This window comes from Rhizobium laguerreae, assembly GCF_002008165.1.
In the GTDB taxonomy this organism is placed as follows: domain Bacteria; phylum Pseudomonadota; class Alphaproteobacteria; order Rhizobiales; family Rhizobiaceae; genus Rhizobium; species Rhizobium laguerreae.
Genome location: NZ_MRDM01000014.1, coordinates 851,824 through 876,230, shown reverse-complemented (window position 1 = coordinate 876,230; position 24,407 = coordinate 851,824). Strand labels below are relative to the sequence as shown.

The following is a 24,407-nucleotide window of genomic DNA, read 5'->3' as shown; positions in this document are numbered from 1 at the left end:
CATGAGCAAAGGCATCGTGCTGCTTGCCGCCGGGGGAACCGGCGGCCATGTGTTCCCGGCGGAGGCGCTGGCCTTCAAGCTGAAGGAGCGCGGCTATTCGGTGCATCTCGTCACGGACAGCCGGGCCGAGCGTTATGCGGGCAAGTTCCCGGCCGAGGAGATCCATGTCGTGCCCTCGGCGACGATCGGCTCGAAGAACCCGATCGCCGTCGCCCGCTCGCTATGGACGCTCTGGAGCGGCATGCGGGCGGCAAAGAAGCTGATCCAGCGGCTGCAACCGGTCATCGTCGTCGGTTTCGGCGGTTATCCCACCGTGCCGCCGCTGCTTGCCGCCACCCGGCTCGGCGTGCCCTCGATGATCCACGAGCAGAATGCGGTGATGGGGCGCGCCAACAAGGCGTTGGCAACCCGCGTGCAGGCCATTGCCGGCGGTTTCCTGCCGGAGGGGGGCGGTGCCTTTCCAGACAAGACGGTGACGACAGGCAATCCAGTCCGCCCGGCGATCATCGCCGCAGCCGAGGTGCCTTACACGCCCCCGCATACGGGCGAGGCTTTCAATCTCGTCGTCTTCGGCGGCAGCCAGGGTGCGCAATATTTCTCCAAGGCGCTGCCGACGGCGATCAGTCTGCTCGACGACGCGTTTCGCGTGCGTCTGCGCATCACTCAGCAGGTGCGTCCCGAGGACATGGAGATGGTCAGCGGCTGCGTCGCCAAGCTGGAGATGGATGCCGATATCGCCCCCTTCTTCACCGACATGGCCGAGAGGTTGGCGAGGGCGCATCTCGTTATCTGCCGTTCGGGCGCCTCGACGGTTTCGGAAATCTCCGTCATCGGCCGGCCTGCCATCCTTGTGCCTTACCCGCACGCTCTCGATCACGACCAGGCGGCGAATGCGGCGGCACTCGCTGCGGCCGGTGGGGCGAAGGTGATCGCCCAGTCGGAGCTTTCGCCGGAGAAGTTTGCGGCGATCCTGACGGCTGTTATGAACGATCCGGAAAAGCTTGCGCATATGGCGGCGGCGGCGAAACTCGCCGGGAAACCCGATGCAGCGAACTTGCTTGCCGACATGGTTGAGGCTATTGCCGCCAGACGGACAATAGCGGAATTCAAGAGGACACGCGCATGAAACTGCCGAAGACGATCGGTCTCGTCCATTTCATCGGCATCGGCGGCATCGGCATGAGCGGCATTGCCGAGGTGCTGCACAATCTCGGCCACAAGGTGCAGGGATCGGACCAGGCCGACAGCGCCAATGTCCAACGCCTGCGTGACAAGGGCATCGAGGTGTTCGTCGGTCACCGAGCTGAAAACCTGGGTGAGGCCGAAGTCGTCGTCGTCTCGACGGCGATCAAGAAGAGCAATCCGGAGCTCATCGCCGCGCGCGAAAAGCTGCTGCCGGTGGTGCGCCGCGCCGAAATGCTCGCCGAGCTGATGCGCTTCCGCAATGCGATCGCCATCGGCGGCACGCATGGCAAAACGACGACCACCTCGCTGGTCGCCGCGCTGCTCGAAGCCGGTGGGCTCGACCCGACCGTCATCAATGGCGGCATCATCAATGCCTACGGCACCAATGCCCGCATGGGCGAGGGCGAGTGGATGGTGGTCGAGGCCGACGAATCGGACGGCACATTCCTGAAGCTTCCGGCCGATGTCGCCGTCATCACCAATATCGACCCGGAACATCTCGACCATTACGGCAATTTCGACGCCGTGCGCGCCGCCTTCCGGCAGTTCGTCGAGAACGTGCCGTTCTACGGCTTCGGCGTCATGTGCCTCGACCATCCCGAGGTGCAGTCGCTGGTCGGCCGCATCGAAGATCGCAAGATCATCACCTATGGCGAGAACCCGCAGGCCGACGTGCGCTTCAAGAATGTGCGCATCGACGGCACGCGCTCGATCTTCGACGTCGAAATCCGCCGCCGCCGCACCGGCCAGGTGATCGAACTCAAGGGGCTGGTCATGCCGATGCCCGGACGGCATAATATCTCCAACGCGACGGCGGCGATTGCTGTTGCCAACCGGCTCGGCATATCGAGCGCCGATATCGCCAAGGGGCTTGCTTCCTTCGGCGGCGTCAAGCGCCGCTTCACGCTGACCGGCGAGTGGAATGGCGTGCAGATCTTCGACGATTACGGCCATCATCCGGTCGAGATCAAGGCGGTGCTGCGCGCCGCCCGAGAATCCTGCAAGGGCCGCGTCATCGCGGTCCACCAGCCGCACCGCTTTAGCCGTCTTGCGAGCCTGTTCGAGGAATTCGCCGCCTGCTTCAACGATGCCGACAGCATCTTCCTGGCACCGGTCTATGCGGCGGGGGAGGATCCGATCGAGGGTATCGATTCCGTATCGCTAGTCTCGCGCATAAAATCCGGCGGCCATCGCGACGCCCGCTTTCTAACTTCGGCGGAGCTTCTGCCGCAGATGGTTGCGGAGGTTGCAAAGCCTGGCGATTTCGTGGTTCTGTTGGGGGCTGGGAGCATTACATCCTGGGCAGCGGCACTGCCCAAGCAACTGGAAGGCCTATCGGGAAAGTCCGTATGAAACAGGTGAATGGGGAAAAGCTTCTCGCGTCTCTCGGAGACGGTGTAAAGGATATCCGCGGCCGTATCACGCCGGATGCCCCGATGGACCGCGTCACCTGGTTCAGGGCCGGTGGCCTGGCCGAGCTGATGTTCCAGCCGCATGACATCGACGATCTCGTCGCCTTCCTGAAGATATTGCCGGAAGAGGTGCCGCTGACGGTGGTCGGCGTCGGCTCCAACATCCTGGTGCGCGACGGCGGCATTCCCGGCGTCGTGCTGCGCCTGTCGGCCAAGGGGTTCGGCTTCGTCGAGCTTGCCGGCGAAAACCGGATTCTCGCCGGCGCCATCTGCCCTGATAAACATGTAGCGGCGATGGCGATGGACAATGGCATCGGCGGCTTCCATTTCTTATACGGTATTCCCGGCGGCATCGGTGGCGCGGCGCGCATGAATGCCGGCGCCAACGGTGTGGAGACGCGGGAGCGGCTGATCGAGGTCCATGCGGTCGACCGCAAGGGCGACAAGCATGTGCTTTCCAATGCCGAGATGGGCTATTCCTATCGCCATTCGACCGCATCCACAGATCTAATCTTTACCTCCGTGCTGTTCGATGGCTATCCGGAAGAGCGCGCGCAGATCCGCGCCGAGATGGACGCCGTGCGCAACCATCGCGAGACGGTGCAGCCGGTACGCGAAAAGACCGGCGGCTCGACCTTCAAGAACCCGGCTGGTCATTCGGCCTGGAAACTGATTGATGAGGCAGGCTGCCGCGGTCTCGTCATCGGCGGAGCGCAGATGTCGTCGCTTCACTGCAACTTCATGATCAACATGGGGCAGGCAACCGGCTATGATCTCGAATATCTCGGCGAACAGGTGCGTCGCGAGGTCTTCGAAAAAGACGGCATTAAACTCGAATGGGAAATCAAACGCCTCGGCGTCTTCATGCCCGGCCGTGAGGTGCGTCCGTTCCACGGTGTGACGAGCGAATAACGGTTTACGTCACTGCAAGCTTCAGGCCTTCGCGCGGCGTGACGAGAGGCGACCAGCCGAGCACGTCGCGGGCATGGGATATATCGACCTGCAGGGAACCGCAAAGACGCTGGTAGACTGCGCTCTTTCCCGTGACTCTCGCGCCCATCTGCAACAGCGTTGGGGGGAAGGGGAGCAGCATCGGTTTGACACCTAGCCCTGCGGCAATCCCTTCGATAAGCCCGGGAGTCGAAAGATCTTCTCCATCGCCTGCGAGAAAGGTCTGGCCGGCTGCGCTGGGATGCTTCATCCCGGCGATGATCAGATCGACGAGATTTGGAAGCGCGACCAGTGTCCGGCGGTTCTTCAGCGACGCGAAAGGGAGCGGCATTTTCTTCCGGACAAGTCCGACGAGCAGGGCGAAATTGCCCCGCGCGCCGGGTCCATAAACGAGCGGCGGGCGAATGACCACGACTTCCATGCCTGTTCGGGCGGCGATTTCATGCAGCCCGGTTTCAGTTTCCAGCTTCGAGATGCCATAGGGATCGATCGGCATTGGCGTATCGTCATGCCGGAAGGGCCGATCGTTCTCCTCGCCATTGACCTTGATACTGCTGATGAAGACGAACCTTTTTACGCCTGCGCGGGCGGCCTGTGCGGCGAGGTTCAACGTGGCGGCGGTGTTGATCCGGCGAAATTCCGCAAGCGGATCGGCTGCGCGGTCGTTCATGATGTGAACACGAGCGGCGAGATGGACGATGACATCGATACCCTCGAGAACTGCCGTCCAATCGGTTTCGCTTGTTATCTCGATGGGGAAATGCCGCACAGATGTCGGGAAGCTGGCGGCTGCAGATCGCGTCGTCACCGCAAGCTCGGATATCCGCTCTGCATGCAGTCTTTCGACGAGAGGCCCACCGACAAAGCCGGCTGCGCCGGTAATGAGGCATCGCATGATCTGTTCCCCGTTTTGCCGTCAGTGTTCCGGTTAACCGGAAGTGCCCACGGCATCAATAAAAAGCCGCGACGTTAGAGCGCCGCGCGTCCTTCCGGACGCACAAAGGACGCTCTAACACTTTCAATCCTCGCATTTACGTACTGCTCGAGGCTCAGACTTCCTCGCGGCCCGACAGCTGGATGCAGACCAGCGAGATCACTGCCGAGGCGGCGAGGTAGTAGCCGACATAGTCCAGACTATAATGGGTGGCGAGCCAGGTTGCGATATAAGGGGCGAGCGAAGCGCCGAAGATGCCGCCGAGGTTGAAGGTCATCGAGGCGCCGGTATAGCGCACCGTGGTCGGAAAGGGGGCGGCAAGGGCAGCGCCGATCGGACCATAGGTGAAGCCCATCAAGGCGAGGCCGATGATAGAGCACAGGAAAGCGCCTGTGAGACCGCTGGTCAACAGCGTCGCGTAGAAGAAGCCGAAGATGGTGATTGCAATCGTCGTCAGCGTCAGGATGATGCGGCGCGAATAGAGATCGGAGAGCCAGCCGGAGAGCGGGATCGTCAGGCCGAAGAAGACGACGCCGACAAGCTGGACTACCAGGAACTGCTCTCTCGTATAACCGAGCCCACCCTTTTCCAGAGGTGTCGTACCCCAGGAGAGCGTGAAGACCGTCATCAGGTAGAACAGCACGAAGGTCGCGACGGCGATGAAGGTGCCGAGGATCAGGCTGCGCAGATGATTACGGAAGACGACCTCGATCGGCACAGCGACGCGTTCGTGCTTTTCGACGGCTTTGCGGAATTCCGGCGTCTCGGCAATCTTCAGGCGGACATAGAGGCCGACGGCGACGAGGGCGAGGCTGGCGATGAAGGGAATGCGCCATCCGTAGTCGAGGAAATCCTCGTTGCTCATCGTTTCCGTCAGGATGAGGAAGAAGCCGGAGGAGAGGATGAAGCCGATCGGTGCGCCGAGCTGCGGGAACATGGCGTACCAGCTGCGCTTGCCGGGAGGAGCGTTTTCGGTGGCAAGCAGAACGGCGCCACCCCATTCGCCGCCGAGGCCGAGGCCCTGGCCGAAACGGCAAAGCGCCAGCAACAAGGGTGCTGCGATGCCGATCGCATCATAGCCGGGCAGCATGCCGATCAGCACGGTCGAAAGGCCCATCGTCATCAGCGCGGCGACGAGCGTCGCCTTGCGGCCGATGCGGTCGCCGAAATGACCGAAAATCACGGCGCCGATGGGGCGGGCGAAAAAGGCGATCGAGAAGGTGACCAGCGATTGCAGCGTTGCGGCGTTCGAATCGCTTGCCGGGAAGAAGAGGTGTGGGAAGACGAGGACGGCTGCCGTCGCGTAGACGTAGAAGTCGAAGAATTCGATGGTGGTGCCGACAAGGCTGGCGATAAGGACGCGAGCCGGAGAATTAACTTGCGTGCTGTTCGAGGCAGGGGTCGGCGATGCGGAGATCGCGTCAGTCATTTTCATTCCAATCAGTATTTTTATGGAGCGCCTTGGGAGGCTCGCGGGTCTTAACCCAATTTCAGATCCGAGAAAATGTCAAAACATGCAGTCGGTACTGGGGACGTGGCCCGCATGCATTACCGGCTCGCGTCCCCCGACGTCATCTTAAATCCTTGGGTTTTCCTTCCTTGCGCGAGGCTTGCCGTGGCGTTGCTCACATGCTTGACCGGAATCGAATTGTAACAGATTCATTGCTAACCCTCTGGTTGAGGGCAGAGGAGATATCCATGCAAAAGAGTCTTGTTGCCGAATTTCTCGGCACGTTCTGGCTGGTCTTCGGCGGATGCGGCAGTGCCGTGCTGGCCGCGGCCTATCCCGAGCTTGGAATTGGTTTTGTTGGCGTGGCCTTTGCGTTCGGTCTGACCGTGCTCACCATGGCCTATGCCGTGGGCGGCATTTCGGGCGGTCATTTCAACCCCGCCGTCTCGCTTGGCCTTACGGTTGCAGGACGGTTTCCGGCGGCACGTCTCGTTCCCTATATCGTCGTGCAGATTGTCGGCGCCATCGCCGCGGCGGCGCTGCTTTATCTCATCGCCAGCGGCAAGGCGGGTTTCGAACTCGGCGGATTTGCCGCCAACGGATATGGCGATCATTCTCCGGGCGGTTATTCACTGCTTTCGGCGCTGCTGATCGAAGTGCTGCTGACCATGTTCTTCCTGATCATCATCTTGGGGTCGACCAGCAGTCGGGTGCCTGCGGGCTTCGCGCCGCTTGCGATCGGCCTCGGGCTGACGCTGATCCATCTCGTTTCTATCCCCGTGACGAATACCTCGGTCAATCCGGCGCGTTCCACCGGCCAGGCGCTTTTCGTCGGCGGCTGGGCGCTGCAGCAGCTCTGGCTGTTCTGGATTGCGCCGCTTGCGGGTGGGGCGCTCGGCGGGCTCGTGTGGAAGTTCGTCGACGACGCCGACTGACCGCAAGAAAACTAATCTATCCCATTGAGCCTGCGCGGTTTTTTCCGTGCGGGTTTTTCTATTTCGCGGATCGGTGACATCTTCGATCTGGCAATCGCGAAGAAGAGAAGGTTAAAAAATCCGGGGCGCGGCAAGACGAAGTTAACGAAAGTAAACACTTCATTAACCATAATGATGCTCTAATGCACCCAGGTCGGACAAAGGCCCGAAACGGCGCAGACAGCTTCGCGCAAGCGTCGATTTCGAAAATGGAAGTTATTTTTTGGGGGTGTTGATGAGTCGCAAGCATGTCGCTGTCCTGATGGGCGGATTTTCCTCGGAAAGGCCGGTCAGCCTTTCCTCGGGAAAGGCTTGCGCAGAAGCTCTCGAAGCGGAGGGTTTCGACGTGACGCGCATCGACGTTGCGCGCGACGTTTCCGAGAAACTCGCCGCGCTGAAGCCCGATGTCGTCTTCAATGCGCTTCATGGCCCGTTCGGCGAGGACGGCACTATTCAGGGCATCCTCGAATATCTCGAAATCCCATATACCCATTCTGGAGTGCTTGCCTCGGCGCTGGCGATGGACAAGGCCAAGGCGAAGCGTGTCGCTGCCGCCGCCGGCATTCCGGTCGCCGAATCCCAGGTGGTTAACCGTTTCGCCTTTCCCTCGACGCATCCGATGAAGCCGCCCTATGTGGTGAAGCCCGTCCGCGAGGGGTCGAGCTTCGGCGTCGTCATCGTCACGGAAGATCAGGCGCATCCGCCGCAGATCGTTAGCTCGCCCGAGTGGCGTTACGGCGAGGAGGTGATCGTCGAGCGCTATGTTTACGGTCGCGAACTCACCTGCGGTGTCATGGGTGAAACTCCGCTCGGCGTCACGGAAGTGGTGCCGCAGGGACACAATTTTTATGATTACGACTCCAAGTATGCGGCGGGCGGTTCAAAACACGTCATCCCCGCGAAAATTTCACCGAATATTTACCAAAAAATACAAACATTGTCCCTAAGGGCGCATCAGGCAATCGGTTGTCGCGGCGTCAGTCGGTCCGACTTTCGTTACGACGATCGTTTCTCCGAAGACGGCGAAATCATCTGGCTGGAGGTCAATACCCAGCCAGGCATGACTCCAACCTCGCTCGTGCCCGAAATGGCCGGTCATGCCGGCTATTCATTTGGTCAGTTTCTCCGGTGGATGGTGGAGGACGCGTCTTGTTTGCGTTGACGGTCAAGAGGATTGGGCGCCCCAGCCATCATGCCGTGCTTCCGATCGTGGAAGCCGAAGAGCGGTTCGTGCTGCCGCGCCCGCTGCGCCGGGTCACGCGTTTCCTGATCAGCCTCTGCAGTGGCCGAATCTACATTCCCGTTCATACGGGCACGGTCTCGGCGCTCGCTTTCCTAGGTGCGACGGGGCTTTACGGCATGTCGCTCGGCGGCCACACGGAAGCCGTGGCGCAGGCGACGACGACGGCGGCGGGTTTTGCGATCGAGGACGTCAAGGTCTCCGGCAATTCGGAGACCTCCGAAATCGAGATACTGCAGTTGATCGGCCTTGACGGCACGACCTCGCTGGTCGCCCTCGACGTCGATGCCGCCCGCAGGAAGATCGCGCATCTTCCCTGGGTCGAAAATGTCGAGGTCCGCAAGATTTATCCGAAGACGATCGAAGTGAAGCTCAAGGAGCGCCAGGCCTATGCGATCTGGCAGCACGGGCAGGAGCTTTCCCTGATCGAGAAGAACGGCAGCGTCATTGCGCCGCTGCGCGACAACAAGTTTTCGGCGCTGCCGCTCGTCGTCGGCCGCGATGCCGAAACTGCGGCGGCTTCGCTCGACGAAGCCTTCTCGAAGTGGCCCGACGTGAAGGCCCGCGTGAAGGCCTATGTCTGGATATCAGGCCGTCGCTGGGACCTGCACATGGACAACGGCGTCGTCGTCAAGCTGCCGGAAGACGATATCGACCAGGCACTAGCGACGCTTTCGAAGTTCGACAAGGAGCATCAGCTCCTGGAGCGGGACATTGCCGCAGTCGATCTCAGGCTGGCCGACAGAACCGCGATCCAGCTGACGCCGGAGGCGGCGATCCGCAGGCAGACGGCAGTGACGGAGCGTACGAAAGAATTGAAGAAGGCGGGGCAGAATATATGAGCTTGTTCGGTTCATCCCATTTCGGATTGCCGCGCCTGAAGCCGCTTTCGTCGAAGCGGTCACATGTCGTTTCGGTGCTCGACATCGGTTCGACCAAGGTCGTCTGCATGATCGGCCGGTTGACGCCGCGCGAGGAAAGCCAGATCCTGCCGGGCCGCACGCACAATATCGAGATCATCGGCATCGGCCACCAGCGTTCCCGTGGCATCAAGACCGGCGTCATCGCCGATCTCGACGCGCTGGAAGGCGTCATCCGCCTTGCCGTCGACGCGGCCGAGCGCATGGCCGGGCTGACCGTCGAAAGCCTGATCGTCAACCTGACGGCCGGCCGTCTCGGTAGCGATATCTACACCGCGACGATCGATCTTGGCGGCCAGGAAGTCGAGCTCAACGATCTGAAGAAGGTGCTGTCGGCCGCTTGCCAGCAGTCGCTGCGCCAGGACCGTTCAGTGCTGCATTCGCTGGCGACCGGCTTCTCGCTCGACGGCGAGCGCGGCATTCGCGATCCGCTGGCGATGTATGGCGATGCGCTCGGCGTCGACATGCATGTCGTCACGGCGGAGCGCTCGGCGCTGAAGAACCTCGAACTTAGCGTCAATCGTGCGCATCTGTCGGTCGAGGGCATCGTTGCGACGCCTTACGCATCGGGCCTTGCAGCTCTCGTCGACGACGAGGTCGAGCTCGGCTGCGCGGCGATCGACATGGGCGGCGGTACGACGACGATCTCGGTCTTTGCCGAAGGCAAGCTCGTTCATACGGATGCCGTCGGTCTCGGCGGTCATCACGTCACCACAGACCTGGCGCGCGGCCTTTCGACCCGCATCGAGGATGCCGAGCGGCTGAAGGTCGTGCATGCCACGGCACTTTCGAATTCCTCCGATGAGCGCGAGCTGATCTCGATCCCGCCGATCGGCGAAGACGATCGCGACCAGCCGTCACAGGTGCCGCGAGCGCTGGTCTCGCGCATCGTGTCGGCCCGGATCGAGGAAACGATGGAATTGATTCGCGACCGCATCCAGCGCTCCGGGTTCAGCCCGATTGTCGGCAAGCGTGTTGTGCTGACCGGCGGAGCGAGCCAGCTGACCGGCCTTGCCGACGTGGCGCGGCGCATTCTTGCCCGCAACGTCCGCATCGGCCGTCCGATGGGTGTTTCGGGACTGCCGACGGCGGCCAAGGGCCCGGCCTTTTCGACGGCCGTCGGCCTGATGATCTATCCGCAGGTCGCGGACATGGAGACACATGCGTCACAGAGCGGTCTGCTCATGTCGCTTGGGGGAAATAACAGCCGCATAGCCCGCATGGGTCAGTGGCTGAAGGAAAGCTTCTGAAATTGCGTAATTGGCCGGCGTGGCGATGCGGCCAGAGAGAGAAGGAACAGGTACCATGACCATCAAGCTGCAAAAGCCTGACATCACAGAGCTGAAGCCGCGCATCACCGTGTTCGGCGTTGGCGGCGGTGGCGGCAATGCCGTCAACAACATGATTACCGCCGGCCTCCAGGGCGTCGACTTCGTCGTCGCCAACACGGATGCGCAGGCGCTGACGATGACGAAGGCTGAGCGCATCATTCAGCTCGGCGTCAACGTCACCGAAGGCCTCGGTGCCGGCTCGCAGCCGGAAGTCGGCCGCGCGGCCGCCGAGGAGTGCATCGACGAGATCGTCGATCACCTGAACGGCACGCATATGTGCTTCGTCACCGCCGGCATGGGCGGCGGCACCGGCACAGGTGCTGCCCCGGTTGTCGCACAGGCGGCCCGCAACAAGGGCATCCTGACGGTCGGCGTCGTCACCAAGCCGTTCCATTTCGAAGGCGGGCGCCGCATGCGCCTGGCCGAGATGGGCATCCAGGAACTGCAGAAGTCTGTCGATACGCTGATCGTCATTCCGAACCAGAACCTCTTCCGCATTGCCAACGACAAGACGACCTTCGCCGATGCCTTCGCCATGGCTGACCAGGTTCTCTATTCGGGCGTTGCCTGCATTACCGACCTGATGGTCAAGGAAGGCCTCATCAACCTCGACTTCGCCGACGTCCGCTCGGTGATGCGCGAGATGGGCCGCGCGATGATGGGCACCGGCGAAGCTTCCGGCTCCGGCCGCGCGCTGCAGGCCGCAGAGGCTGCGATCGCCAACCCGCTGCTCGACGAAACCTCGATGAAGGGCGCCCAGGGTCTGCTGATCTCCATCACCGGCGGTCGCGACCTCACCCTCTTCGAAGTCGACGAAGCCGCGACCCGCATCCGCGAGGAAGTCGATCCGGACGCCAACATCATCCTCGGCGCCACTTTCGATGAATCGCTCGAAGGCATCATTCGCGTCTCGGTCGTCGCAACCGGCATCGACCGGGCGATGAACGAAGCCGCCGAACGGAACCTCCAGCCGGCAGCAAGGCCGGTTATCCGTCCCTCGGCGGCTGTTGCTCCGGCAGCGGCCGCAGTTCAGCCTGCCCCCGTGATGCAGGCACCGAAGGCCATGGATCCGATCGCGCAGACCATCCGCGAAGCCGAGATGGAACGCGAGCTCGAAATTCCGGCCCCGCGTGCTGCCGCACCGCTGCAGCAGCCGGCGGCACAGCAGGAAACCTTCCGTCCGCAGAGCAAGATCTTCGCGCCTGCACCGGAAGCTCCGGCAATGCGTCCTCAGGTGCAGCAGCAGGCTCCGGCGCCGGTGATGAGCCAGCCGATCCAGCAGCCCGTCCAGCAGCAGCCGGTGCACCAGCAGCCCGTCCGGCAGGAGCCGACCATCCGTCAGGCGCCCGAACCGATGCGCATGCCGAAGGTCGAGGATTTCCCGCCGGTCGTTCAGGCCGAACTCGATCACCGTGCGCAGCCGGCTTCCGCGCATGCGGCCGAAGAGCGCGGTCCGATGGGTCTGCTCAAGCGAATCACCAATTCGCTTGGCCGCCGCGACGACGACGCCGTTGCCGCCGATATGACCGCAGCACCGCCGGCCGCTTCGCAGCAGCGCCGTCCGCTGTCGCCGGAGGCAAGCCTCTACGCACCGCGTCGCGGCAACCTCGACGACCAGGGTCGCGCGGTTCCGCAGGCCCGGATGATGCAGGAAGACGACCAGCTGGAAATCCCGGCATTCCTGCGTCGCCAGTCGAACTGAGGCCGTGCTTCGGCACCTCTCATGCCCGGGATCAAGGTCCCGGGCATTGCTGTTTTTTCGCCCGTGATTCGCAAATGATTTCAATCGCGTGACTTCGTAACAAAGCGAAAGAAACAGTGATTTGGATTGGAGCGCCGGCGCACGTAAGTATGGTGCAACGAAACTGCCCCAGGAGACCTTTTGACAGGCTCCGGCTGCAGAATAAACGATGACCGCGCCGATCGGACAGACCGCCGGTGCGGAAGAATAAAGGCAGAATTTATGGCGATTGGCTTGCTGGGTTTTCAAACGACGGTATCGCGTCCCGTGACGCTTTCGGGCATCGGGGTCCATTCGGGCGCCGACGTTTCGATCACCCTGAACCCGGCCGAATCGGGCACCGGCGTCGTTTTCCAGCGCCTGCATGACAATGGCGATATCACCGAACTCAAGGCCGTTTCCTCGCAGGTCGGCAACACCGACCTCTGCACCGTGCTCGGCTTCTCGCCCGCCCATTCGGTTGCGACGATCGAGCATGTCATGGCCGCCGTCTATGCGCTCGGCCTCGACAATGTGGTGATCGAGGTGCAGGGTTCCGAAATGCCGATCATGGACGGCAGCTCGCTGCCCTTCGTCGAAGCGATCGAGCAGGTCGGTCTCGTTTCGCTCGGCGTCAAGCGCCGCTATATCCGGATCACCAAGCCGGTGCGAATCGAGCATGGCGGCTCCTGGAGCGAATTCCGCCCCTATGACGGCACGCGCTTCGAAGTCGAGATCGATTTCGATTGCCCGCTGATCGGCCGGCAGAAGTGGGCCGGCGACATGACTGCCGCCGTCTTCAAGGCCGAGCTTTCCCGCGCCCGCACCTTCGGGTTCATGCGCGATGTCGAGCGTCTCTGGGCGTCGGGCCACGCGCTCGGCTCTTCACTCGAAAATTCCGTCGTCATTTCGGACGACAACACCGTCATCAACGTCGAAGGACTGCGTTACGCCAAGGACGAATTCGTCCGCCACAAGACGCTCGATGCCGTCGGCGATCTGTCGCTTGCCGGCGCCCAGTTCATCGGCTGCTACCGTTCTTATCGCGGTGGTCACAAGATGAACGCCAATGCGCTGAAGGCGCTGCTCGCCGATCCCTCCGCCTACGAGGTTGTGGAGACGTCGACGCCGCGCCAGCGTGTCGCTGCCCGCGAACTGATCGCAGTCAGCGCTTCGGAATTCGCTCCCTGGTCGGCATGACCTCCAGCATAGTCTCAAGACCAGGCCGCCTCTTTCCCGGAGGCGGTTTTTTTATGTCCGGGCACGTCTGCGGCAATAGGCCGATGCTTGGCCGCCACAGGTCGGGAAGAAGTTGAAAAGCCGGTCATTTCTGCAGCTGCTGCCACAAAAATGCGTTAATGCCTTATCATTGCGTTGCTCTTGATGCACATTTGTGGCTAGAAACGCCAGCGAGGCGTGGCTGCCGTGGAGAGAGCGGCAGCAGTGGGGTTCTTTCGAATGGGTTATGCAGGATCTGAAGGTATGATGAAGACAGCGCGTGCTTTGTTCGCATCGCTTCTGGTGCTCAGCGCAGGCGCCTTGATCTCCGGTTGCCAGTCGGACCCCGATATCGACATCACCAAGCTCGGCCTCGAAACCGATCCGCCCGACGTGCTCTACACCCAGGGCCTTGCCAATATGAAGGCCGGCAACATGGCGGAAGCGGGGCGCAAGTTCGACGCGATCGACCGCGAGAACCCGTTCTCCGAATGGGCGCGCAAGGCGCTTGTGATGAGCACCTTCGTCAAATACCGCCAAGGCCGCTTGGACGATGCGCTTGCTTCCGGCAACCGCTACATGTCGCAATATCCGAAGTCCCAGGATGCCGCCTATGTGCAGTATCTGATCGGTCTCACCTATTCCAAGCAGATCGTCGACGTGACGCAGGACCAGCGCGCCTCGGCCAAGACGATCGAGGCGATGCAGGCTGTCGTCGACAATTATCCGAACTCCGAATACGTCGACGACGCACAGGCCAAGATCCGCTTTGCGCGCGACCAGCTCGCCGGCAAGGAAATGCAGATCGGCCGGTATTACATGGAGCGGAAGGAATATCTCGCCGCGATCTCGCGCTTCCGCATCGTTGTCGAGAAATATCCGAATACGAACCAGATCGAAGAGGCCTTAGCGCGTCTCGTCGAAGCTTATTACTCCATGGGCATCGTCGACGAGGCGCAGACAGCCGCTGCCGTTCTCGGTCACAATTACCCCGACAGCCAGTGGTATGCTGATTCCTACAAGCTGCTGCAGAGCGGCGGTGCCGAGCCGCGTGAAAACAAGGGCTCGTGGATCGCGGCTGCGGGCAAGAAACTTCTTCTCGGTTCCTGAGGCCAATGCTGATCCAGCTTTCGATCCGCGATATCGTCCTGATCGAGCGGCTGGATCTTGCCTTCGAGATAGGCCTCTCCGTGCTGACGGGCGAGACCGGGGCGGGCAAATCCATCCTGCTCGACAGCCTGTCGCTGGCGCTCGGTGGGCGCGGCGACGGCGATCTGGTGCGCCATGGCGAGGATAAGGGCCAGGTGACGGCGGTGTTCGACGTGGGCATGGAACACGGCGCCCGCACCCTCCTGCGTGAAAACGGCATCGATGACGAGGGCGATCTGATCTTCCGCCGCCAGCAATCGGCGGACGGGCGCACCAAGGCTTATGTCAACGACCAGCCGGTTAGCGTGCAGCTGATGCGCCAGGCCGGTCAGCTGCTGGTCGAAATCCACGGACAGCACGACGATCGCGCCCTTGTCGACACCAACGCTCACCGCACCCTGCTCGACGCCTTCGCGGGCCTCACCGACGAGGTTTCGGAGGTCGCCCGGCTCTATCGCCTGTGGCGCGACAGCGAGCGGACGCTGAAGAAGCACCGCGAGAAGGTGGAAAGTGCGGCGCGCGAAGCCGACTACCTGCGCTCTTCCGTCGAAGAACTCGAGAAGCTCTCGCCGCAGGACGGCGAGGAGGAAGAGCTCGCCGATAACAGGCAGAAGATGATGAAGGCCGAGCGAATCGCCGGCGATATCGCCGAGGCGTCCGAATTCCTGAACGGCAATGCCTCGCCGGTGCCCCATATCGCCTCGCTGGTGCGCCGGCTGGAGCGCAAGAGCCATGAGGCGCCGGGATTGCTCGAAGACACAGTGACGCTGCTCGATGCCGCGCTGGACCAGCTTTCCAACGCGCAGATGGAGGTTGAGGCGGCACTGCGCAAGACCGAATACGATCCCAGGGAGCTGGAGCGGGTGGAGGAACGGCTTTTCGCGCTCAGGGCCGCCTCGCGCAAATATTCCGTTCCCGTCACCGAACTGCCGGCGCTTGCCGTCCGTATGATCGCAGATCTTGCCGATCTCGACGCGGGCGAGGAGCGGCTTGCGCGGCTTGATGCCGAGGTCGGCCTGGCGCGGGAAAATTACGATGCGGCGGCGCGCTCGCTGTCAGACAAGCGCCATCATGCCGGAACCGCACTGGCCGGGGCCGTCATGGCCGAGCTGCCGGCGCTGAAACTCGAACGCGCCCGTTTCATGGTCGAGATCACCACGGATGCGGGCGAGGCGCTGGCCGAAGGCATCGACGTCGTCGAGTTCCATGTCCAGACCAATCCCGGCACGCGACCGGGCTCGATCATGAAGGTCGCCTCGGGCGGCGAGCTGTCGCGTTTCCTGCTGGCGCTGAAAGTGGCGCTCGCCGATCGCGGATCGGCCCCGACGCTCGTCTTCGACGAAATCGATACCGGCGTCGGCGGTGCGGTGGCCGATGCGATCGGCCAGCGGCTGAAGCGGCTGTCGGAGCGGGTGCAGGTGCTGTCGGTCACGCATGCGCCGCAGGTCGCGGCGCGGGCGGCGACGCATCTCTTGATTTCCAAGGGACCGTCGGCCGACGGTTCGGAAAAGATCGCCACGCGCGTCGCGACGATGGCGCAGAAGGACCGCACCGAGGAGATCGCCCGTATGCTGGCTGGGGCTTCGGTCACCGAAGAGGCGAGGGCGGCGGCAAAGCGGCTGCTGGCCGGCAACGGCTGATTTTTCTTGCGATGCTCTTCCCGCCCGGGCCGGCGGGATGACAATCATCCTGCGGCGCGATATGGGCTGAAGCTTCCCGATCGGCGACGAGCTCATGCCATGCGGCTTTTCCATTTCAGCGACGATTCCGGTATTGCGGCGTTCGAGCCGCGCCCGGTTCGCGTCCCATCTGCCCGTGCGCCCGGCCGAGAATGGTTGAACGGTCCGCTCGTCTGGGCAATCGATGCCGATCATGATTTCATGTATCTCTTTCCGCGCGATTGCCCCCGCATCCTGCTCTGGGCGACAGCCGATACGCCGGAGGCCGAACGGCGGCACTGGTTCGGCGACTGGCGGGCCGTCGCCTACGTCGAGCGCCATTGGCTGGAAAGGCTCGAAGCGGAGACGATCCACCGTTACGAGATGCCGGCCGGGGGCTTCGAAGATCTTCAGGATGCTGGCATGTGGGTGGCCCGCAGACGCGTCATTCCCCTGGAGAGGACCGCCATCTCGCGGCTCGACCAGGAGTTTGCGCCGCGCAGGGTGGAGCTTCGGCTAGTCGATAGCCTGCGGCCGTTGAAGAACCTTTGGAACACCAGCCTGCATGTCAGCGGCATCCGGCTGCGCAATGCCAGGGATTGGGAATAGGCGGGGTAGACCGATCTTCCCGATGCAGGATATCCAGCCTCTCTTTTCATCCGGAAATTTTGCTCTAAAAACAATCCAGATTTTCTGGCCAGATTCTCTGGAGTGATGTTCCATGTCCACCGAAGGTTTCACCGTCGACACGTTGACGATCGAAGAGGCTGCCGCCGAGCTCGAGCGGCTGGCAAAGGAGATCGCGCATCATGATGCGCTCTATCACGGCAAGGACCAACCGGAGATTTCGGATGCCGATTACGACGCGCTGAAGCGCCGCAACGATGCGCTGGAAGTGCGGTTTCCCGAGCTGATCCGCGAGGACAGCCCGTCGCGGCATGTCGGTGCAGCGCCTTCCGTCACCTTCTCGCCTGTCGTCCATGCCCGGCCGATGCTGTCGCTCGACAACACCTTCTCGCAGGAGGACGTGCAGGATTTCGTCGCCGGCGTCTATCGCTTCCTCGGCCGGCTGCCGGACCAGTCGATCGCCTTTACCGCCGAACCGAAGATCGACGGCCTGTCGATGTCTGTCCGTTACGAGAACGGCAGGCTCACGACGGCTGCGACGCGCGGCGACGGCACGACTGGGGAGAATGTCACCGCCAATATCCGCACCATCGCCGAAATCCCTAACGAGCTGCCGAAAGGTGTTCCCGCGGTCGTTGAGATCCGCGGTGAAGTCTATATGGCCAAGAGCGACTTCCTGGCGCTGAACCGGCAGATGGAGGCGGAGGGCAAGCAGACCTATGTCAATCCGCGCAACACCGCTGCCGGGTCGCTGCGCCAGCTCGACGCCAAGGTGACGGCGAGCCGCAAGCTGAAATTCTTCGCCTATGCCTGGGGCGAGATGTCGGAGATGCCTGAAGATACGCAATTTGGGATGGTGCAGACCTTCAAGGACTGGGGTTTTCCCGTCAATCCGCTGATGAAACGGCTGAACTCGGTCGCCGACATCCTATCGCATTATGATGAGATCGGCCTCAAACGTCCGGATCTCGACTACGACATCGACGGCGTCGTTTACAAGGTCGACAGTCTCGAGCTGCAGGCCCGGCTCGGCTTCCGCTCACGCAGCCCACGCTGGGCGACGGCGCACAAGTTTCCTGCCGAGCAAGCTTTCACGATCGTCGAGAATATCGACATTCAAGTCGGCCGCACCGGCGCCCTGACACCCGTCGCGCGATTGACGCCGATCACCGTCGGCGGCGTGGTCGTCACCAATGCGACGCTGCACAACGCGGATTACATCCGGGGCATCGGCAATAGCGGCGAGCGCATCCGCGACGACGAGCACGATATCCGCATCGGCGATACCGTCATCGTACAGCGGGCAGGTGATGTGATCCCGCAGGTGCTCGACGTTGTCATGGAGAAGCGGCCGGCCGGGGCCAGGCCCTATGAATTTCCGAAGACCTGCCCGGTCTGCGGTTCGCATGCCGTGCGTGAAAGACATGAGAAGACCGGCAAACTCGATTCGGTCACCCGCTGCACCGGCGGCTTCATTTGCAGGGCACAGGCGACGGAGCATCTGAAGCATTTCGTTTCGCGAAACGCCTTCGATATCGAAGGGCTCGGTTCGAAGCAGATCGATTTCTTCTTCGAAAACGAGGACGCGTCGCTGCAGATCCGCACCGCGCCGGATATCTTCACGCTGGAGAAGCGTCAGCAGCAATCGCTGACCAAGCTGGAGAATATTGACGGCTTCGGCAAGGTCAGCGTCGGCAAGCTCTATGCGGCGATCACCGAGCGGCGCAGCATTGCGCTCCACCGCTTCATTTACGCGCTCGGCATCCGTCATGTCGGCGAGACCACGGCGAAGCTCTTGGCGCGTTCTTACGGCACCTATGCGGCCTTTGAAACCGCAATGCGCGAGGCCGAGGCGCTTGCCGGCGACGCCTGGAACGATCTCAACGCCATCGAGGGTATCGGCGAAGTTGTGGCGCGGGCCATCGTCGAATTCTACAAGGAGCCGCGCAATGTCGAGGTGATCACCCGACTGCTTGAGGAAGTGACGCCCGAGGAGGCCGAACAACCGAAGACGGCAGGCAGCCCGGTTGCCGGTAAGACCGTGGTTTTCACCGGCTCGCTGGAAAAGTTTACCCGCGACGAGGCAAAGGCGAGGGCGGAAAGTCTTGGCGCCAAGGTGGCGGGATCGGTCTCGAAGAAGACCGACATCGTCGTCGCCGGCCCCGGCGCCGGCTCCAAGCTCGACAAGGCGCGCGAACTCGGTGTGCAGACGATGGACGAGGACGAATGGCTGGCACTGATCAGCGGGTGAGGGGCTGACGGCAAGTCGGCAGCCGCGTTTTCTCATAGCCTGAGGCGCGCCATCGTATAGGCATCGACGTATTGACCGGCGCGATATCCGAAGGCCTTCAGCAGGCCTTCTTGCTCGAAGCCGAATTTCCGGTAGAGGCCGATGGCAACATCGTTGTCGGTGTAGACAGTCAGTTCCAGCCGCTTGATATCGAGCCAGTCGTCGGCAGCATCGACCATTGCTCCGAGCAGGATCCGTCCGAAGCCGCGGCCGATGAAATCGTCATGCACGCCCATGCCGATGCTGGCGACGTGCTGCCTGCGGCCGGAAAGACGGTTGAGGCCGCCATTGCCAACGATTTTGCCGTCCTGGGTGACGACGAGGTTGAGTGCGCCCGGCGACGGGTTTTCCATGTACTTGCGAACTTCCTCGACCCTCTGGTATGGCGGCCGCAAGGTGCCGGCCCGGTAGCCGGGCAGATTTATGAGATCGGTGATCTCCTCCGCATCTGACAGGCGAACGGCGCGCACGAGTACGCCATCCGGCAGGCGCGCTCGGCCGCGAGGTTCGTTCTCTTTGTTTTCGGACATTCATGCTCTCCGTTTGTTTCAGGAGGAGAGCCGGCTTTACGAAAACCCTGCTCGCCTCGGCAGGGTTTTCGGGATGATCGGATCGCTGCTAACGCACCAACGCTCCCGCGTACCCTTCAAGGGTCGTGGTGTGATGGATAAGTGCTGCCATGGTTACGGAACCGATCATGCCAACAAGTTTCGATATGCGGGTTAAAAAGTCAACCGGGCGTCGTGTCGAATTTGCGTGGCAGGAAGCGGGGCGGTATTCCTGTTCGCGAAGAAACGATTCGGACTGCGGCATTGAAAACCATCGCGATTGACTTCGAGACGGCGAACGAACAGCGCGGCAGCGCCTGTTCCGTTGGCCTTGCCTGGATCGAGGACGGCAGGGTGACGCGCGTTGAGGAGCGGCTGATCCGGCCGCGGGACATGCGCTTTTCCGGGATGAACATCGCGATCCACGGCATCCGTCCGGAGCATGTCGAGGACGCGCCCGAGTTTCCCGAGGTAATGGACGAGTTCGAGGAGGATTTTCGCGGCGCGACGATGATCGCGCACAATGCCGCCTTCGATTTCAGCGTCTGGCGGGCGAGCCTCGATCTCTACCGGCAATCCTATCCGGAGCTTACCTATCTCTGCAGCCTGAAGATGGCGCAGCGGATCTGGCCGCATTTCCTTTCGCACCGGCTGAACCTGATCGCCGAGCATCTCGGCCTGCGTTTCGTGCACCACAATGCCGCCGAAGATGCCGCCGTCTGCGCAGCGGCCGCAATCGAGATGGCAAGGGCGGTCAAGGCCCATGCCGTCCACGCCATACCGGCATTGATCGGCATGAGACCCGGCCGGCTGACGGCGCGGGCATACGAGCCCTGCACCTGCCGAAAAGGCTGATCCCTTTCTGCAAACTTCGTTTTCTTGCAAAGCATGGGTGCATGCTTATCTAGAATGCGGATTATTCAGGGAGCCGCCATGTCCAGCCTGCGCAATCTTCTCCTCGCCGCCTTCTCTTTCGCCGCCCTTTCTACAGGTGCTGCCTCGGCCGAAGTCGTCGGCAAGGTCGGGGTCGACTGGATCGGCAACGACATCATCGTCGAGGCGGTCTCCGACCCTGACGTCAAGGGCGTTACCTGCCACGTCACCTATTTCGACCGCAGCCTGATCGACCGGTTCAAGAACGGCAACTGGTTCGAGGATCCGTCCAACAATTCCATTGCCTGCCGGCAGACGGGGCCGATCGAGATCGGCAATGTCGACTTGTCCAAGGATGGCAGCGAGGTGTTCCGCCAGGGCATGTCGCTAATCTGGAAGACGTTGGTCGTCAACCGTATCTACGACAAGACCAACGACACGCTGATCTATCTCGCCCATTCGCGCGAACTGACCGACGGTTCGGCGAAGATGTCGATCTCGACCATTCCGCTCTACGGACAGAACGTCGTCTGGAAGAATGGGAAGCCGCAATAAGTCTGGGAGATTCCCGCGTCTTTCGGTATCGAGATTAAAGACCCCGCCCCAAACCCCTCCCCACAAGGGGAGGGGCTTAATTCGCCGCACCCGCTTTCCTGATTTTCGACGTTTCGGGATGAGCGAGGCAAGGGCTGAGCATAGCCCCTCCCCTTGTGGGGAGGGGTTGGGGAGGGGTTTTACAAGTTGGAAACCATGTCCGCTCTGCTCTCCACCCCAAAATCAAAAAGGCCCGGACGAGCCAGGCCTTCGAATTCCAGATATGAGTATTCCTCAGGCGGCCTGTGTCAGCTCGTCGGCAATGACCGTGTCGAGGTTCAAGAAGCAGACCATGGTCTTTTCGAGCGCGACGATGCCGCGGCAGAAGGCGCGTTGGGCCTCCGGGATGATTTCCGGCGGCGGCTGCAGGTCTTCGCTCTTGATGGTCATCATGTCGGAAACCTGCTCGACCAGCAGGCCGACCAGCTTGCCGGCGATGTCGGTGACGATGATCGCCGAGCGCTCGGAGGGCTCGGTCATCTTCATGCCGAGGCGGCAGGCCATGTCGATGACGGGGATCACCGCACCGCGCAGGTTGATGAGACCCAAGACGTAGGGCGGGGTGTGCGGCATCGGCGTCACCGGCGCCCAGCCGCGAATTTCGCGGATGGCCATGATGTCGATGCAGAATTCCTGATCGCCCAGGTGGAATGAAACGATTTCGAGATAAGCGCCCGACTGCTTGATGGCGTTATTGTTGTTCATAGTCAGAAATCTTCCCAGTTGTCCCCAGCGGGAGAGGCGATGTAGAACCGCCGTTAAATATAGATGTGACGGCTTAAGTCTTTCCTAACGATATATATTTTCGGGTTGGCCGTCGCTCTAGAGGTAAGTTATTCAACCACATGCAATTTTGATCCGCGCAGATTCCTGAGGGCGGATTTCGTTGCCGTGGCAGTTTCCACCGGTGAGACAATTCAACACGGGTTCGAAAACATATTCTTGAATTGCGCGCCTCCGCTCGAGGCTATAATCACGCCAGCAGGGGCGGGCCACGCGTCTCCGCCCGGATTGAGGATCATGCCAATGAAGACATTCCGCATCGCCGTCTGGGTCGGTGTCCTGATACTTGCCGGGTTTCTCGGAGCGGTCACGCTCAACCTGACGAAGTCGAAGGATGTGGTGGCGGAACCTCCCTTCGGCGTACCCTTCACCCTGGTCTCCCAGAACGGACAGCCGATCACCGAGGAGGCGCTGCGCGGCAAGCCGACGGCGCTGTTCTTCGGCTTCACCCATTGCCCGGAAGTCTGCCCGACGACGCTTTTCGAGCTGAACGGCTGGATGGAGAAGGTCGATCCGAAGGGCGATAAGCTGCAGGCCTATTTCGTGACCGTCGATCCGGAGCGCGACACGCCCGAGATCATGAACGAATACGTCTCCAATGTTTCCAAGCGCATCACCGGCATTTCAGGCGCGCCCGACAAGATCGCCGAGGTGGTCAAGGGGTTCCGCGTCTACGCCAAGAAAGTGCCGGTCGACGAGAAGGATCCGAATGGCGACTATACGATGGATCACACCGCCTCGGTCTTCCTGCTCGATTCGGCCGGGCGGTTTTCCGGAACGATCGCCTATGGCGAAAACCCGGACACGGCGGTAAAGAAGCTGGAGAATCTCGTCAGCAAGGGGTGACAGCTTCAGCGTGATGGGGCGTTGGCTCGATCGGCGGCGGGCAACGGAAACGGGAAAGACCGCCTATCGTGAGTGAAATCCGCCTTTACGTGACGACGACCGAAGCCAAAGCCGAGGAGATCCTCGACCTTCTGAGCGCAGTCTTCGGTGAAGAAGACTTTGCCATCGGCACCACCGAGATCGATGAGAAGAAGGATATCTGGGAAGCCTCAATCTACATGATGGCCGAGGACGAGGCTGAGGTGCAATCCCGTGTCGAGGACGCATTGAAGGCCTCTTTCCCTGATGCCCGGCTGGAGCGGGAAGTCATCCCAGAGATCGACTGGGTGGTGAAATCGCTGGAGGGGCTGAAGCCTGTCCGGGCAGGGCGTTTCCTGGTGCATGGCTCGCATGACCGCGACAAGATCCGCCCCGGCGACATCGCCATCGAGATCGATGCAGGCCAGGCCTTCGGCACCGGCCATCACGGCACGACGGCCGGTTGCCTCGAGGTGATCGATGCCGTGGTGCGCTCGCGCCCGGTCCGCAACGCGCTCGATCTCGGCACCGGCAGCGGCGTACTGGCGATTGCGGTGCGCAAGCTCAGGAACATACCGGTGCTGGCGACCGACATCGATCCGATCGCGACGAAGGTGGCGGCCGAGAACGTGCGCCGTAACGGCATCGCCGCGGGCATCGTCACCAGGACCGCGCCGGGCTTTCATTCGACGGCCTTTTCCGAACATGGTCCCTTCGATCTCATCATCGCCAACATTCTGGCCCGGCCGCTGATCCGCATGGCGCCGAAGCTTGCGACGCATCTTGCGCCTGGCGGATCGGTCATTCTCTCGGGCATCCTGGCCGGCCAGCGCTGGAAGGTGATTGCCGCCTATAGTGGCGCGAGGCTTCGCCATGTCAGAACCATCTGGCGCAACGGCTGGGTGACTATTCACCTCGATCGTCCTTGATTTTTCAAGGTTGTGAGTAGGTGACTTGTCCTGCAACGCAGGCCTTGCTTGAGGCAACGCGTCTCCTCCTCACCTCATTCCTGTGCCTGTCACAGGAATCCAGCCACCGCGCGTCTGCGCGGTGAATGACTCCATAAGAGCTTGAAGAGAGTTTTCCGCGCCCAAGGACTTGGGCGCACTGGATCCCTGTGACAAGCACAGGGATGAGGGCGGTGGCGGGGCCGCACCGCCTTATCGAAACGGAACCGCTCTGAGCCTTGTTGAAGATAAGAAAAAGGCGGTGCCGATGGCACCGCCTTCGACCGGTCTATCCGGTCAATGCCCGCGAGCTCAAGGGGAGGAGCGCTCAAGCGGACTCTACTGCATTCCAATAGGCCGGTCCGGGAGGGAGGAGACGGACTGGCTTTCAGGCTTAGAACGCGTAGCTGGGGGCGCCCTTGTGGCGCGTGGCCCGCTGGCCGGCGCCGAGCAGCTTGAGGCTGTCCTCATTCTGCGGGCGGCGGGCGCCGATCACGTGACGCACGGTCTTGCGTTCGCCAGCCTGCACCGGGCTGCTATATGCGAAGCGCGAGAGAGAGGCGGTCATTTCAAGAATTCCTTTGTTTGCAGGTTCATCGCGAACCGTTCGATGACGCCTATATAGCTATTCTGAAATGCGGAGGCAGAGGGTTTTGCTCATGGGAGCCATGCGGCCAATGCATAAAGCGTGCCAAATTAACTTTTGGCGTCACAGTTCTGTCAAATTGTTGAGCGGTCC

Annotated in this window: 22 protein-coding genes; 17 read left to right on the top strand and 5 right to left on the bottom strand. The window is 61.7% G+C overall.

Features of this window, described 5'->3' with window-relative positions:
• Position 1: 1 nt before the first annotated feature.
• Genes murG through murB form a run of 3 tightly spaced genes read left to right on the top strand, consistent with a single transcriptional unit; the run spans position 2 to position 3,509 of the window.
• Positions 2-1,126: an undecaprenyldiphospho-muramoylpentapeptide beta-N-acetylglucosaminyltransferase gene (murG, locus tag BS630_RS20135; protein WP_077978793.1), complete on the top strand. Its 1,125-nt coding sequence runs from the start codon at positions 2-4 to the stop codon at positions 1,124-1,126.
• A complete protein-coding gene (murC, locus tag BS630_RS20130; protein WP_077978792.1) occupies positions 1,123-2,538 on the top strand; it encodes a UDP-N-acetylmuramate--L-alanine ligase in 1,416 nt (471 codons plus the stop codon). Before murG ends, murC begins: the two co-directional genes overlap by 4 nt.
• A complete protein-coding gene (gene murB / locus BS630_RS20125; protein ID WP_077978791.1) occupies positions 2,535-3,509 on the top strand; it encodes a UDP-N-acetylmuramate dehydrogenase in 975 nt (324 codons plus the stop codon). Before murC ends, murB begins: the two co-directional genes overlap by 4 nt.
• Before the next feature lie 4 nt (positions 3,510-3,513).
• Here the strand turns inward: murB and BS630_RS20120 are convergent, their stop codons facing one another.
• Together BS630_RS20120 and BS630_RS20115 are read right to left on the bottom strand one after the other, a co-directional pair.
• Entirely contained in the window at positions 3,514-4,443 is a 930-nt protein-coding gene (locus BS630_RS20120; protein ID WP_077978790.1) for a UDP-glucose 4-epimerase family protein, read from the bottom strand.
• A gap of 154 nt (positions 4,444-4,597) precedes the next feature.
• Positions 4,598-5,911, bottom strand: coding sequence for an MFS transporter (locus BS630_RS20115; RefSeq protein ID WP_077978789.1), 1,314 nt, complete (start codon positions 5,909-5,911; stop codon positions 4,598-4,600).
• 269 nt (positions 5,912-6,180) lie between these two features.
• On the opposite strand from BS630_RS20115, the gene aqpZ reads away from it, so the two are divergent.
• The 10 genes from aqpZ to ligA all read left to right on the top strand — a co-directional run bounded on the left by aqpZ (position 6,181) and on the right by ligA (position 19,020).
• The gene (aqpZ, locus tag BS630_RS20110; protein WP_077978788.1) at positions 6,181-6,867 is read left to right on the top strand and encodes an aquaporin Z; all 687 of its coding nucleotides are present in this window, start codon (positions 6,181-6,183) and stop codon (positions 6,865-6,867) included.
• 274 nt (positions 6,868-7,141) lie between these two features.
• The gene (locus BS630_RS20105) at positions 7,142-8,068 is read left to right on the top strand and encodes a D-alanine--D-alanine ligase (protein WP_018242855.1); all 927 of its coding nucleotides are present in this window, start codon (positions 7,142-7,144) and stop codon (positions 8,066-8,068) included.
• The gene (locus BS630_RS20100; RefSeq protein ID WP_077978787.1) at positions 8,056-8,988 is read left to right on the top strand and encodes a cell division protein FtsQ/DivIB; all 933 of its coding nucleotides are present in this window, start codon (positions 8,056-8,058) and stop codon (positions 8,986-8,988) included. Before BS630_RS20105 ends, BS630_RS20100 begins: the two co-directional genes overlap by 13 nt.
• On the top strand, positions 8,985-10,316 hold the full coding sequence (ftsA, locus tag BS630_RS20095) for a cell division protein FtsA (protein ID WP_003565034.1): 1,332 nt from the start codon (positions 8,985-8,987) through the stop codon (positions 10,314-10,316). Before BS630_RS20100 ends, ftsA begins: the two co-directional genes overlap by 4 nt.
• 55 nt (positions 10,317-10,371) lie before the next feature.
• The gene (gene ftsZ / locus BS630_RS20090) at positions 10,372-12,099 is read left to right on the top strand and encodes a cell division protein FtsZ (RefSeq protein ID WP_077978786.1); all 1,728 of its coding nucleotides are present in this window, start codon (positions 10,372-10,374) and stop codon (positions 12,097-12,099) included.
• A gap of 261 nt (positions 12,100-12,360) precedes the next feature.
• Positions 12,361-13,317, top strand: coding sequence for a UDP-3-O-acyl-N-acetylglucosamine deacetylase (gene lpxC, locus BS630_RS20085; RefSeq protein WP_020050823.1), 957 nt, complete (start codon positions 12,361-12,363; stop codon positions 13,315-13,317).
• 258 nt (positions 13,318-13,575) lie between these two features.
• A complete protein-coding gene (locus BS630_RS20080; protein ID WP_020050822.1) occupies positions 13,576-14,445 on the top strand; it encodes an outer membrane protein assembly factor BamD in 870 nt (289 codons plus the stop codon).
• Between the two features lie 5 nt (positions 14,446-14,450).
• Entirely contained in the window at positions 14,451-16,124 is a 1,674-nt protein-coding gene (recN, locus tag BS630_RS20075) for a DNA repair protein RecN (RefSeq protein WP_077978785.1), read from the top strand.
• 99 nt (positions 16,125-16,223) lie between these two features.
• On the top strand, positions 16,224-16,751 hold the full coding sequence (locus BS630_RS20070) for a DUF6886 family protein (RefSeq protein WP_077978784.1): 528 nt from the start codon (positions 16,224-16,226) through the stop codon (positions 16,749-16,751).
• Positions 16,752-16,863: 112 nt separating this feature from the next.
• Positions 16,864-19,020: an NAD-dependent DNA ligase LigA gene (gene ligA, locus BS630_RS20065; RefSeq protein WP_077978783.1), complete on the top strand. Its 2,157-nt coding sequence runs from the start codon at positions 16,864-16,866 to the stop codon at positions 19,018-19,020.
• Positions 19,021-19,052: 32 nt separating this feature from the next.
• Here the strand turns inward: ligA and BS630_RS20060 are convergent, their stop codons facing one another.
• Positions 19,053-19,589 carry a GNAT family N-acetyltransferase gene (locus BS630_RS20060; RefSeq protein ID WP_077978782.1) on the bottom strand — a complete coding sequence of 179 codons (537 nt, stop codon included), beginning with the start codon at positions 19,587-19,589 and terminating at the stop codon, positions 19,053-19,055.
• A 282-nt stretch (positions 19,590-19,871) separates the two neighbouring features.
• Between BS630_RS20060 and BS630_RS20055 the strand changes: the two genes are divergently transcribed.
• Positions 19,872-20,462, top strand: a complete 591-nt coding sequence (locus BS630_RS20055) for a 3'-5' exonuclease (RefSeq protein ID WP_077978781.1) — start codon at positions 19,872-19,874, stop codon at positions 20,460-20,462.
• A 78-nt stretch (positions 20,463-20,540) separates the two neighbouring features.
• A complete protein-coding gene (locus BS630_RS20050; RefSeq protein ID WP_077978780.1) occupies positions 20,541-21,035 on the top strand; it encodes a CreA family protein in 495 nt (164 codons plus the stop codon).
• 273 nt (positions 21,036-21,308) lie between these two features.
• On the opposite strand, the gene BS630_RS20045 is transcribed toward BS630_RS20050, so the two are convergent.
• Positions 21,309-21,779: a chemotaxis protein CheW gene (locus tag BS630_RS20045; RefSeq protein ID WP_003541378.1), complete on the bottom strand. Its 471-nt coding sequence runs from the start codon at positions 21,777-21,779 to the stop codon at positions 21,309-21,311.
• Between the two features lie 321 nt (positions 21,780-22,100).
• Between BS630_RS20045 and BS630_RS20040 the strand changes: the two genes are divergently transcribed.
• Entirely contained in the window at positions 22,101-22,703 is a 603-nt protein-coding gene (locus BS630_RS20040; protein WP_077978779.1) for an SCO family protein, read from the top strand.
• Positions 22,704-22,771: 68 nt separating this feature from the next.
• Positions 22,772-23,650 carry a 50S ribosomal protein L11 methyltransferase gene (locus tag BS630_RS20035; RefSeq protein ID WP_077978778.1) on the top strand — a complete coding sequence of 293 codons (879 nt, stop codon included), beginning with the start codon at positions 22,772-22,774 and terminating at the stop codon, positions 23,648-23,650.
• 412 nt (positions 23,651-24,062) lie between these two features.
• Here BS630_RS20035 and BS630_RS37425 read toward each other — a convergent pair whose 3' ends face one another.
• Positions 24,063-24,236, bottom strand: coding sequence for a hypothetical protein (locus tag BS630_RS37425; protein ID WP_167383832.1), 174 nt, complete (start codon positions 24,234-24,236; stop codon positions 24,063-24,065).
• Positions 24,237-24,407 lie beyond the last annotated feature (171 nt).